Source organism: Rossellomorea sp. ABR4_012 (genome assembly GCF_056159545.1).
The window spans coordinates 669629-682749 of sequence record NZ_JBSWVK010000001.1 but is presented as its reverse complement, the minus strand read 5'-3'; the positions used below and the strand labels follow the sequence as shown (position 1 = coordinate 682749).

The window sequence follows — 13121 nt, the reverse complement described above, 5'->3', positions numbered from 1 at the left end:
CTATTTTCAAAACAGATATTAATCACTCTTTAATTAGTTCTCACTCTTCATTTTTCTTTGCTCCAAACAACTCTATTAACATAATCAGTATATGAAAGTATAATTCTAAGCACTTTATCCGACACATTAATCATGCTATAATCCCCAACAAGCCTCAAAGTATCTTTTCCTTGTGACTCTAATACTTCGAGTCCTTGTAAAATTCTTTCCTTTGTAATTCCAACCATCATAACAGACGCTTCTTCCATAGCTTCTGGTCTTTCATGAGCTTCTCTTATATTAAGGGCTCTAAATCCAAGAATTGAAGACTCTTCACTAATTGTTCCACTATCACTAAGAACTGCTTTAGCTTTTATTTGAAGTTTGACATAATCATTAAATCCTAGAGGTTTCATTGTTCTCACTAATGGATTAAATTCGATCCCTTTGGACTCAATCATTTTTCTAGTTCTAGGATGTGTACTCACTATAATCGGCCTATTATATTTTTCAGCAATTGCATTTAAACTATTAACTAAATCCAGGAAATTGCCGTCTGAATTAATGTTTTCTTCTCTATGAGCAGATACTACAAAATAGTTACCTTCTTCTAAATCCAGTTTTTCTAAAACTGATGAATTCTCTATGTCTTCCTTTCTTGAGTTAAGAACTTCAAACATAGGGCTTCCTGTTTTTATAATTCTCTCAGATGGAAATCCTTCTCTGAGAAGATATTCTCTAGCAATATCACTGTATGTTAAATTAATATCCGCTGTATGATCTACAATTTTTCTATTAGTTTCCTCCGGGACTCTTTGGTCAAAACATCTATTTCCTGCTTCCATATGAAAAATTGGAATATGACGTCTTTTAGCTGCAATAGCACATAAACAACTATTAGTATCTCCAAGTACTAAGAATGCATCCGGCTTAACTTCTTCCATAATAGGATCTATCTTTACTAGGATATTACCAATAGTTTCAACTGCTGTTCCAGTGGCTGCATTTAGAAAATAATCAGGCTTTTTCAAATTAAAATCTTCAAAAAAAACTTCATTCAATTCATAATCATAATTTTGACCAGTATGAACAAGCGTATGTTCAATAGCATTGGATGTTTCTAATTTATTTATAACTGCTGACAGCCTTATAATTTCAGGTCGTGTACCAACGACTGTCATTACTTTTAACTTTTTCATTAATTATACCTCCAAGTAGAATGTGTCTGGCTTCATAGGATCAAATTGTTCGTTAGCCCACATAATCGTAACCATATCCGTATTACCTAGATTTTCAATATTATGTGTATAGCCTATTGGTATATCTACTACTTCCATTTTCTCACCACTAACAAAATATTCAATGACATCCTCAGAGTCAATTTCCCTAAAACGAATAACTCCATGTCCGCTCACTACTAGGAATTTTTCATTTTTTGTGTGGTGCCAATGATTGCCCTTAGTAATACCAGGCTTGGAAATGTTAACTGAAACTTGTCCTCTTTCTGGCGTCTTAATAAACTCTGTAAAAGAGCCTCTATCGTCTACATTCATCTTGAGATCATAACTAAAATTATCTCTTGGTAAGTAACTAAGGTAAGTACTGTATAATTTTTTGATAAAAGGATTAGACATATCTGGAACTGAACGCTCTTCTCGACTTTGTTTAAATGAATTTATTAAATCAACAATTTCTCCCAGAGTAATAGAATGAGTAACTGGTACTTCACAAAAATCTCCAACTTTGTTTTCATTTCCATTCAACGCATTTATTAACTCTTCTATTACATCATCTATATAAATTAAATTCATTAAAACTGTTGGATCGTTTACAGTAATCGGAAGTTCATGTGCAATATTGTGACAAAATGTAGCTACTGCACTGTTATAGTTAGGTTTACACCATTTACCGAAAACATTAGGGAAACGATATACTAATGCTTTTGCTTTTGTTTGATAGCTGTATTCAAAGAGTAAATCTTCCCCAGCTTTTTTACTGAGACCGTAAGGATTATCTATATTAGCTTGAATAGAAGATGAGATCATTACAGGGCAGTTATTTTGATGCTTTTTGAGTGTTTCTAATAATATTGAAGTAAAGCCATAGTTTCCATCCATGAATTCAGACTGGTCCTTTGGTCGATTTACTCCAGCAAGATGAAATACAAAATCTGCGTCTTTACAATAGTCATTAAGTAAAGCTGGGTTACTTTCCCTACCATATTCAAAGATATCTGTATATTTTCGGTTTTTTAATTCCGCTACAAGATTTTTCCCAATAAACCCCTTAGCTCCGGTTACTAATATCTTCACTACTTATTCCAACCTTTCAATTCTTCCTGAACATATTCAAGCATCAATAATTTATCTTTAATAGCCTCAATATTTAATCTCTCAGTATTATGAGAGTTGTATTCATCTTCAGAAGATAGCTTTTGATCTCCTTCTACGAAATATTTATCATAATTAAGATCTCTCTTATCCGCAGGCACTCTATAAAAACCACCCAAATCTTGTGCAACTACATGTTCTTCTCTAGTTAGTAACGTTTCATACAGTTTCTCGCCATGTCGAGTTCCTATAACTTTTATCTCGTTATCTACATTAAATAACTCCTTAATAGCTTGAGCTAAATCCCCAATGGTAGATGCTGGTGATTTTTGAACCATGATATCTCCAGCTTCAGCATTCTCAAATGCAAACACTACCAATTCTACAGCTTCTTCAAGACTCATTAGAAACCTAGTCATACTAGGATCTGTAACAGTTAGTGGCTGTCCATTCTTTATCTGTTCAATAAATAAGGGAATAACAGATCCCCTAGAAGCCATTACATTACCATAACGAGTACCACAGATCAGAGTCCTATTTGAGTCCACTGTTTTTGCTTTTGCTACAAAAACTTTTTCCATCATTGCTTTGGAGATTCCCATTGCGTTAATTGGATAAGCTGCTTTGTCAGTTGACAAACAAATTACTTTTTCAACCCCACTTTCTACCGCACCAGTCAGTACATTTTCAGTTCCGATTACATTTGTTTTTACAGCTTCCAATGGAAAAAACTCACATGACGGTACTTGTTTAAGTGCTGCGGCATGAAAGACATAATCTACACCATACATAGCATTTTTCACACTATCCAAGTCTCTAACATCACCCAAGTAAAATTTAAGCTTTTCATTCTTAAAGAGCTTTCTCATATCATCTTGTTTCTTTTCATCACGTGAAAAGATTCTTATTTCTTTAATATCTGTATCCAAGAATCTTTTCATTACTGCATTACCGAAAGAACCCGTTCCACCTGTTATTAGTAAAGTTTTATTTTTAAACATTTATATACCTCTTTCACTTATTAAAGTGTTTCTCTAATTTCCTTACTGAATTACCAATATTTAATTTTCCTTCAATGTACCTTCGACCATTATTTCCTTGAGTCATTAAATTCTCGCATGTTGCCATCTCCCTAACTTTCGTTAAGAAAGAATTTACATCTCCAGAGTAAACCCATTCACCACACTGAGCTTCTTCTATTAATTCTTTAAGATCCGAAACTTTATCTGTTGCTGCAAGAACTGGCTTTCCATATTCTAGATAAGATAAAATTCGAGACGGATAGTTTGGAATAGTAAATCTAGGATCTAGAACAATCAATCCTACATCGCATTCTTTTGTAATTTGTTCATACTCATTACGAGGTAAATTCTCAATAACGCGAGCATTTTTAATATTCTTTTCTTGTACGAGCTTTTCTAACTTAAATCTATCTGTCCCTCTTCCAACAAATAAATAAAATATGTTATTTTCTTCTTTGCATTCTTCTACAGCCCTACACAAAAGATCTATATACTGGGGCTTCCCCATGTTCCCTCCAAATAAGAAAACACAAGCATCCTCGGGAATGCCATACCTTTCTCTCATTGGAGATCCTAACGACTCTATTTGACTCATGATTTTTTTTGTGTTCGGAAAGATTTCTAATTTTGTGGAATCTAACCAAGGATTGTGGTTTTGAACGTACTCTCTATTAGCAGGAGACATACATCCAATAATATCTGCAGTTTGATATAACTTTTTTTCTTTTAAGGTAAAATATTTAAACAAAAGACCATTTTTCCTCAGAATCCCTAAGTCAGCTGCGTTTTGAGGAAAGATATCCTTAAGCATTAAATAGGCTGGGCAATTAAACTTTTTCTTTGCCCATGCAACTAGCCCAGCATTTGTTACTGGCGGAGCCTCGAATAGAATGAAATCAAATTCTCTTTCTCCTAAATACTTGGTAATCCCTTTTCTCATTAGTCGAGGAATCTTTAAAGTCGTGATTCCTTTTTCGATTAATCCAACATCGTAATAATTGCCTGTTACAACTCTTAATACATCAAAACCGCGTTCTTTTTTTAACTCGGTTTCTTGTTTATTCCTTGCTTGTTCTGAGACAGCAACCGTTATTTCATGCCCAGCCTCATGCAATGATTCTGCTAAATCGGTATAAATTGTAGCCCCTTTTTCTGGCTCAGGAAATGAAGTGGCAATATATAATACTTTCAACTATCTCAAACTCCTTACTTTTCTGTAATGGACTGATTCCCCTATAAATTCCACAAATGATAAACTTGATGACACGCTACTTGTTTACAACCAACCTTTTGATAGAAGTTTAGCGCAACGTTATTTCGTATTTGGGTACCAACTTTAATTTTTTTGTATCCCTTTTGGTATGCCTCATATTCCACAGCCTTAAAAAGCATTGTACCAATACCACTAGTAGCTGCTCTTTTTGATACAGCTATAAGTTCTATTACACAGGCATCACCTGAATACGAATGTAATAGAAAGCCATTGACTTCATTATTTATATTGGTGTGTATCGCAAAATATTTATCGGTTCTCCCGAAAGAATTTATCAACCATTGATGATACACCCGATCTCCTCCACGTAAAGCAAGCTGTGGATCTTCAGTGAATTTGGAAAATTGAAAATCTGCTATCGCTAGTATTTGTTCGTTCATATTCATTGCATGATGAACAGTAATGTTCTTTGAGGTTTGAAAAGAATCATTAAGCTTTTTTTGAAATTGGATATTAATATCTGCCAGGAATGCCGATGTTTCCTTTCCGATTAATTGTGCATTGACTGGGTCAGAATCTCTATTTTCAATAGAGATAAATTGATAGTCTTCGAACCTGTGGTTAAGTTCTACCCATTGCTTGTTTGTAAGAGGCATACCCAGGATGGCTTTTGCACTTTTAACACCGAAAAACTCCGTGTCCCACTTTAATTCATAAAACAATAGTTCCTTATTACCTTTATCACTGCTCATCCTGAATCTCCCCTAAGTTGTTTATCATATATCAACCAGCTTTGTTTCCTTTTTCTTTTACGAATACATCTTTTCTTTTTAATACCGAAGCCGCTGTCTTAAAGAAAATTTTCATATCCATCCAAAAAGACAGATGGTCAATATAGTAAATATCATTTTGAATTCTTTCTTTCCAAGGAACTGTGTTTCGGAAATAGGCTTGATTATAACCGGTTACTCCTGGTCTTATTTCCAACTTTCGTTTTTCGTTCCCCTCATAAAGTTTGATATGTTCAGGTAAGTCTGGTCTTGGTCCGATAACACTCATATCTCCTTTAATAATATTTAAAAGTTGAGGGGCTTCATCCAAACTTGTTTTACGGATAAACGCGCCTATCCTAGTCAACCTGGGATCATCTTCAGCATTGAAAGTTGAACCATCCTCATTTCTCAGGTCAGGTGCATTGAGCTTCATAGAACGAAGCTTGTACATTTTAAAAACTTTCCCATCTTTACCTAGGCGTGGCGCATTATAAAAAATTGCACCTTTATCTTGAAAGTAAATAATAGGTCCAATAATAATTAGTATAATCAATAAAAGAGGAAAACCTATGAGTGCTAACAATAAATCAAAGAACCTTTTTAATAATTTTTTATACATTTTGAAACCTCACTTGCCATTCATCTGTTAACACTTCTTTTAATACACCTTTTAGTACAGAACATACATATTCCACATCATTGTTACTCAACAAAGTATGAAGCGGCAGTGTAATTTCATTCTTGTACATAGAAAATGCATTAGGATAATCTTCAATTTTAAAGCCTAAATTTTTATATGCGGTAAACATGGGTAATGGCTTGTAGTGAACGTTACATGTTACCCCAGCGTCTGCTAATTTAATAATTATTTCATTTCTTTCCGCCTCTCCAATCCCAGGAACCCTCATTAAATAGAGATGGCCTGAAGAAGAGAATTCATCAGTATAGTGTTGTAAACTTTGAAGTCCTAATGGTAATAATAATTTGTCATACATTTCTATAATTTTTTTTCTTCTTTTCATTAAACTTTCATAGCGTACTAATTGCTGCAATCCGAAACCTGCAGCTAGATCTGTCATATTACACTTAAATGCTGGATAAACAATGTCATATTCCCATGCCCCTTTTTGAGATTTTGACAGGGCGTCCTTTGACTGTCCATGTAGGCTGTATAGCATATATTGCTTATAAAGCCACTCGTCATCTAAACCAGGAACATTACGCCACACAACAGCCCCACCTTCAGCAGTCGTAAGGTTTTTAACTGCATGGAAAGAGTAACAAGTAAAATCTGCAACTTGCCCGCAATTCATTTCATTTCGTTTTGATCCAAATGCATGGGCTGCATCAGTCATTATCATTACTCGATCATATAACTTTTGAATTTCATTATTAGGATTAAAAAGATGCCTTTTGCTTTCTATCGCTTCAAATATTTTATCGTAATCACACATCTTTCCTGCAATGTCCACTGGTATAATAACTTTTGTTTTTTCTGTAATAGCTTCTGCGAGTTTAGAGTAATCCATCTCAAACGAATCCGGAGAAGTATCCACAAGTACAATCTTTGCTCCAACATGATCAATTATTGATGCCGAAGCAGTATATGTATAGGCTGAGGTGATAACCTCATCTCCAGGACCGATTCCTAGGATTCGTAGTGTAAGTTCCATTGCAGCGGTAGCTGAGTTGAGACACACCGCCTTATTAACTCCAACAAATTCAGCTATTTTTTTTTCAAACTCTTTTGTTCGCGGACCGGTAGTGATCCATCCAGACTTTAATGCTTTTACTACTTCTTCAATTTCTGATTCCGTTATATCTGGTGGGGAAAATGGTATATTTTTAACTTCAGTATTATTCATTTTATTAAGCCTCACTTTACCTTATTATTATGGAAGGGATTAGTAGATTAGTATTTGCTTGAAATTTATCTTCACTTCAAACAACTACTAATAAACCAATACTTCACTTACATGATAATACACTGTGAATGAGTCATAATCATGACCCATCCACATCTTTCATTTTGCATTTAACATTAAAAGCTGTTCTTTCTTATTCGCCAAATTCAACACATATTGTGCCAAATAATCCTGCTCAAACTCAACATGGTTCTCAACCAGATTCGCTACACACTTATAATCAAACTCCACCGTCTTCCCAATAAAAATCTTAGGAAAAATCGCCTCCCCATGAACCTCATTTTCCCCAAGAAGCTCCTCATACATCTTCTCCCCAGGCCGTATCCCCGCATACTTAATGCCGATCTCATCAATCCCATAACCAGAAAGCTTAATAAGATTCTTAGCCAAATCAACGATCTTAACCGGCTCACCCATATCAAGCACAAAAATCTCCCCGCCACGTGCCAACGCACCCGCTTGCATAACTAGTCTGGATGCTTCCGGAATCGTCATGAAGTAACGAGTCATATCTGGATGCGTAACCGTAACCGGTCCGCCTGCCTGGATCTGTCTTTTAAATAAAGGAATGACCGAACCGCGGCTTCCCAGCACGTTTCCGAAACGCACCGCCACAAAGTTCGTCTTACTGTTCTTATCAAGATTCTGAATCACCATTTCCGCAATACGCTTCGTCGATCCCATCACGTTCGTTGGATTGACTGCTTTGTCAGATGATACAAGGACGAATGTCCCGACGCCGAATGTGTCAGCTGCTTCGGCCACGTTCTTTGTACCGATGACGTTGTTCTTCACCGCTTCTTTCGGATTGTATTCCATCAACGGTACATGTTTATGTGCAGCGGCATGATAAACGACATCCGGTGTATGGTCTTCCATCACTTCAAAGATGCGGTTTCTGTCTTGGATGTCCGCAATAACCGGAATGATCTCAAATTCTTCTTTATATTTGTTTCGAAGCTCCATATCAATCGTATAGATGGAGTTTTCTCCATGTCCCAACAGCAGGAGCTTCTTCGGTTTGAACTTACTCACCTGACGGCAGATTTCAGAACCGATCGATCCGCCTGCCCCGGTCACAAGGATCGTTTTTCCTGTCAGTTTTTTAGAAATGCTCTTTATATCAAGCTCCACTGGTTCACGCCCGAGCAGGTCTTCTACCTGCACGTCACGGAACTGGTTGACGGAGACTTTACCTGATACGATATCTTCAATCATCGGCATGATCTGTGTCTTGGCATTTGTTTTGCTGCACTCCTGATAGACTTCCTGCAGCTGTCCTTTACGCATGGAAGGGATGGCAATGATGATATTCTCAATCCCGTACTTCTCTACTATGTGCGGGATATCTTTCGTTCCTCCCAGAACGGTTACGCCGTAGATTTCAAGCTTCTGTTTCTTCCTATCATCATCAATGAAGCCTACAGGCATCAGGTCTGTATCTTTACTTTTAATTAATTGACGGACTAGCATAGACCCAGCCGAACCGGCTCCAATAATCAATGCGCGTTTCTTTGTTTGTTGGGATTTCATATACAGATCCCGGTACATCCTCCAGGAGAAGCGGGATCCCCCGATTAAAATCATGTGTAGCATCCATGTCACAATCAGCAAGCGTCTGTAGACTGTTCCCGTTGCGATGAACTGGATGGCTCCTGTCACTAATACAGAGAATGTAATAGCCCTGAAGATCGCCATGACCTCACCGACACTCGCATACTCCCACGCCCTGTGATAGAGCCGGTAGATGAAAGCGAATAAGTGGTGGCTGACGAGCAGCACAATCGAGCTGAATACGAGAATCGGCATGGCGTATGTACTGAATGATGCGAGAAGAATATAATATCCGATATAAATGGCCGTAAGCACAATGAGAGAATCCAGCAGCATCAACAGCGAAACCCGTTTTGTGTAACTCATAATAAATCCCTTCCTCACTTTTATGAAATTGACTCATCCTATTTTCTTTCTGAAATCTGTATTTCTATCTGTAAATCGACAAAATAAATACCTAAGGAAAATGTACGGTATACCCTTTCCTTAGGCATTTACGTTATTTTTCTTTTTCAAGCCTTTGATTGATCGCTTGGTTTAAGAGAAGTTGTATTTCTTTCAGGTGTTCGGCCGGTGCGTCTTGATGGATGTAGCGCACGGTTTTTTTGATGCTTTTCGGCATGGTTTTGAAGGTGTTCATTTTGGCTCCTTTTAAATGACAGGGGTCTGTCCCCGCTTCGGGGGACAGACCCCTTGGTTATTTCCTTTTATTGAAGAACTTGCATAAAGCGTTTTCATTGTTCTTCTTTACTTATTTCTTTTAAAATAGTAAATGTGGGCATCTAACCCTTCCTCACATCCCACCATTGACGACGAGCGTCTAAGGCGAAGTTTCCTCTTCACCCACAGTGTGACCGAGTGCCTCCATTGATAACGGTAAGGAGACATTCCCAAGATTCTATTGTTGTTTTATGTTCTTCCAAGATTTTGATGCCAACGACAATAGTATATTAGGACCCTATTAAATATTCGATTAACCCGTTAAAAAATCCCCAGGAATTTTCTCTTTTTAACCTTCTCTGGAATTTCTTTGTAAATGTTCTTTCCATCTATCAATAACTCTGCGTTTTCTGTGAAATAGTAGACCATGTCGATCCCGTATTGATCTTCTATGTAATCCATGGCTTCATTCATGTTAAATGTACGGTTATGGACATTATGGGCATCGGAGGCGATGAAATGCGTTAGGTTTGCTTCGATCAGCTGTCTTGAGAACTTCTGGATGTTCTTGCCGAAATAGCCTGTCAGGCTGGAGGCGGTGATCTGGGTGGCAGCCCCGTTCTTCACGAGGTTGTACAGTTTATCAGAACGGGCGGTCAGTTCGGCGTTTCGCTCTGGATGCACAATGACCGGGATCAGTCCTTCGTTCTGCAAATCGTAGAATAAACGATCAGTGTATCTGGGTACTGAGTTGGATGGGAATTCCACAAATATATATTGAGAATGAATATTTAAAGGTAAAATATCACCGTTCATATAATCCTCAATCATTTCTCCATAGATTCTGCACTCCTGTCCCGGCAGCACAAGTAAATCGATTTGCTGACTCTTCAGCTCCTCATTCACTTGATCAACCAAAGGCAGGATGTCCGACTTCGCGTTCTTATAGGAGTTATTCATATGGTGAGGAGTGGCGATGATCGTATGGATACCTTCCGATACGGCCGCTCTCGCCATTTCGACAGTATCCTTCATAGTCTTCGCCCCGTCATCGATCCCGGGAAGTATGTGACTATGGATATCAATCATTACCAATCCCCTCCTTTTTATTGGTTCTTAAGTCTTATTAACGTCTACTATTTTACTATACTAGGTATTTTTGTAAATGGACGAATTTTGTCGAATGGATACTTTTTTAGTGTTATTTTTTTCCATAATAATAGTAATAGCTTGTATCCTTCACTTCACGGTTATTAAGGACAACACCTAAGAGCTTCCCTTTTGTTGCCTGGAGAAGATCTTTCGCCTTTTGTGCACTTTCGATCTGCGTCGTTCCTGAGCTTACCACCAGGACGGTTCCGTCGCATTGGTTCGCAAGCACCTGTGCATCCGTAACGGCTAGGACAGGCGGCGTATCAAAGACTACAACATCGTAATCTGCGTAAACATCGACCAGAAACTCCTCCATCGATCTTGAACTCAATAGTTCTGCCGGGTTTGGAGGGACGGGACCGCATGTAAGAAGGTCGAGGTGATCTACATCTGAGGAATGCACCACTTCCCTAAGGGCCTTCTGTCTCGTCAAGACCGTCGTGAAACCGAATGTATTCGTCAGGTTAAACGTATAGTGGGCCGTCGGCTTACGCATATCCGCATCCACAAGCAGTACATTCTTTCCCTGCTGTGCAAATACCACGGCCAGGTTCGCGGCAGTCGTGGACTTCCCTTCCCCCGGACCCGCTGAAGTAACCATGATCGAGCGCAGGTCACGATCAACGGATGAGAAGTTGATATTTGTCCGAATCGTTTTGTACTGTTCTGAGATCGGTGATTTCGGATCCGACTTCGTGATGAGCTTCCGCTTCGTATTCATCATGAGCTTTTTTAGTCTTTTACTGTTAGCCAACTTTCTCACCTCTTACCCTGGAATTGCGTTCCGAACGGTTTCCGGACTTTCTCTCTTCTTGATCTGAAATTCTGGCAATGGAACCGAGTACAGGCATACCCAATAGCTTTTCCACTTCATGCTCTGTTTTAATGGTATTATCAAGAAATTCCAATAGGAAGGCCAGGCCTACTCCGATCATCAAACCCACCACTGCCGCAATGGCGATGTTCAAGTAAGGCTTCGGTTTTATCGGTGCCTGTTTTTCTCCCGCTTCAGCTTTTGCAAGGATACTGACGTTATCGACGTTCATGATGTTTGTGATTTCTTTTTGAAATACTTCTGCTGTCTTATTCGCGATTGTCGCAGCTTGCTTCGGATCGGTATCCTGTACAGACAGGTTGATTACTTGTGATTCATTTTCACTTCCGACCGAAATTTTACTGTTCAGCTGTGAAACATCCATCTTCAAATCGGCATCTGCAATGACTTTTTCCAGAATCGCCGGACTTTTGATGATGACCGTATACGTATTGATCAACTGTAAGTTTGTCTGGATCTCGCCGGGATTATAGGCAGGCTGCTCTGACTTAGATTGATTGACTAATAGCTGGGTGGATGATTGATAGACTGGTGTTAAAAGAAAAAAACTTACCGCTCCACTGACTAAGATAGCCGTTAGGGTAATCAGAATGATAAGTCTCATACGCTTTTGCAATGTTTCCATTAATTCGCGTAAACTGATGGTTTCTTCCATAACTTCCTCCTGTAAAGAAAAATATGTAAATATTAGTAGATCTTGTTGTATTTTTTCTGTTTTCTTGTCATAATTTTAATAGAAATGTAATATTTCCATACTTATCTATTAAACTACAAAATCCTGTAAATGAAAAGACCAATTACCATATTGGAAAGTATTTCTTACATAATTTTTTACAATAGGGAGGTTTCTCATGAAGAATTTCTTATTAATCGTATTAGCACTTATTTGCATTTCTTTTCTTATTATAGGGAATCAATATTGGCAGGAAAGAATAGCAGGGGCACCGGCCTCTGCCGGAGCAGACAGCGCAGAAAAGAATTCTGAAATTGAAAAGGAGAACTTCGATCCGCTCATCTCCAACTGGCCTGGGAATGCCCAGGAGCAATTCAATCAAGCCGTCAATGACAGCCGGCCGTTTAAGGTTGCTCTTGTCGGGTCTCCCGCTTTGGGTGTTGGAGAGCAAGGCTGGAGTGAACAATTGAAGGAAGTACTGATGGAAACGTTCACGAGAAATTTAACTGTGGAGATGTTTGAAAGCGACTCTGCTTCTGTTGAGTTCATCGACAGCTCCGTCTATAATTCAGTGTTGGAATTCAAGCCCGACCTCGTTTTATTTGAGCCTTTTACTCTGATTGATAATTCGATTGGAGTTCCATTTGAGCGCAACCATAAAAGTATCCTGGCATTCCATGATGACCTCAAGGGTGCAAACAGCGGGGTGGAAATGATCCTCCAGCCTCCTTATCCGATTGCAGGGGCCACCTACTATCCGAAACAGGTTGAGAAACTGAAAGAATTCGCCAAAGAAAATGGTTTTACCTATTTAAATCACTGGGAGAACTGGCCTGAAGAAGAGGCGCTGAAAGACTATCTGGAACCATCCCAGGAAGCGCCAAATGAAGAAGGACATGATCTGTGGGCTGATTACATAATTGACTACTTTATAGCAGACTAAGAGAAGTGGCTATTGTAAGATGTGAACACACGAATAGTAAATCTTTTACTATTCAAATCGCC

At 38.4% G+C, this 13121-nt stretch carries 13 protein-coding genes; 1 reads left to right on the top strand and 12 read right to left on the bottom strand.

Features of this window, described 5'->3' with window-relative positions; translation table 11 throughout:
* Positions 1 to 47 precede the first annotated feature (47 nt).
* The 12 genes from wecB to ACXAFV_RS03435 form a co-directional block, all read right to left on the bottom strand.
* Entirely contained in the window at positions 48 to 1178 is a 1131-nt protein-coding gene (wecB, locus tag ACXAFV_RS03490) for a non-hydrolyzing UDP-N-acetylglucosamine 2-epimerase (RefSeq protein ID WP_475124484.1), read from the bottom strand.
* A 3-nt stretch (positions 1179 to 1181) separates the two neighbouring features.
* Entirely contained in the window at positions 1182 to 2291 is a 1110-nt protein-coding gene (locus tag ACXAFV_RS03485) for a capsular polysaccharide biosynthesis protein CapF (protein ID WP_475124483.1), read from the bottom strand.
* Positions 2291 to 3310, bottom strand: a complete 1020-nt coding sequence (locus ACXAFV_RS03480) for a polysaccharide biosynthesis protein (protein ID WP_475124482.1) — start codon at positions 3308 to 3310, stop codon at positions 2291 to 2293. The genes ACXAFV_RS03485 and ACXAFV_RS03480 overlap by 1 nt, the downstream gene beginning before the upstream one ends.
* Before the next feature lie 13 nt (positions 3311 to 3323).
* Positions 3324 to 4523, bottom strand: a complete 1200-nt coding sequence (locus ACXAFV_RS03475) for a glycosyltransferase family 4 protein (protein ID WP_475124481.1) — start codon at positions 4521 to 4523, stop codon at positions 3324 to 3326.
* Between the two features lie 41 nt (positions 4524 to 4564).
* Positions 4565 to 5296 (bottom strand): GNAT family N-acetyltransferase, encoded by a 732-nt coding sequence (locus ACXAFV_RS03470; RefSeq protein WP_475124480.1) that lies wholly within the window; start codon positions 5294 to 5296, stop codon positions 4565 to 4567.
* 31 nt (positions 5297 to 5327) lie between these two features.
* Positions 5328 to 5936: a sugar transferase gene (locus ACXAFV_RS03465; protein WP_475124479.1), complete on the bottom strand. Its 609-nt coding sequence runs from the start codon at positions 5934 to 5936 to the stop codon at positions 5328 to 5330.
* Positions 5929 to 7182, bottom strand: a complete 1254-nt coding sequence (locus ACXAFV_RS03460) for a DegT/DnrJ/EryC1/StrS family aminotransferase (RefSeq protein ID WP_475124478.1) — start codon at positions 7180 to 7182, stop codon at positions 5929 to 5931. The genes ACXAFV_RS03465 and ACXAFV_RS03460 overlap by 8 nt, the downstream gene beginning before the upstream one ends.
* Positions 7183 to 7341: 159 nt before the next feature.
* Complete coding sequence (locus ACXAFV_RS03455; RefSeq protein WP_475124476.1) at positions 7342 to 9162, bottom strand: polysaccharide biosynthesis protein; 1821 nt, start codon at positions 9160 to 9162, stop codon at positions 7342 to 7344.
* A 133-nt stretch (positions 9163 to 9295) separates the two neighbouring features.
* On the bottom strand, positions 9296 to 9436 hold the full coding sequence (locus ACXAFV_RS03450) for a hypothetical protein (RefSeq protein WP_475124475.1): 141 nt from the start codon (positions 9434 to 9436) through the stop codon (positions 9296 to 9298).
* Between the two features lie 341 nt (positions 9437 to 9777).
* Complete coding sequence (locus tag ACXAFV_RS03445) at positions 9778 to 10545, bottom strand: tyrosine-protein phosphatase (protein WP_475124474.1); 768 nt, start codon at positions 10543 to 10545, stop codon at positions 9778 to 9780.
* Between the two features lie 112 nt (positions 10546 to 10657).
* Entirely contained in the window at positions 10658 to 11329 is a 672-nt protein-coding gene (locus ACXAFV_RS03440) for a CpsD/CapB family tyrosine-protein kinase (RefSeq protein ID WP_475126057.1), read from the bottom strand.
* Positions 11330 to 11354: 25 nt separating this feature from the next.
* Entirely contained in the window at positions 11355 to 12098 is a 744-nt protein-coding gene (locus ACXAFV_RS03435) for a YveK family protein (protein WP_475124473.1), read from the bottom strand.
* Positions 12099 to 12294: 196 nt separating this feature from the next.
* Between ACXAFV_RS03435 and ACXAFV_RS03430 the strand changes: the two genes are divergently transcribed.
* The gene (locus ACXAFV_RS03430) at positions 12295 to 13059 is read left to right on the top strand and encodes an SGNH/GDSL hydrolase family protein (protein WP_475124471.1); all 765 of its coding nucleotides are present in this window, start codon (positions 12295 to 12297) and stop codon (positions 13057 to 13059) included.
* Positions 13060 to 13121: the final 62 nt, after the last annotated feature.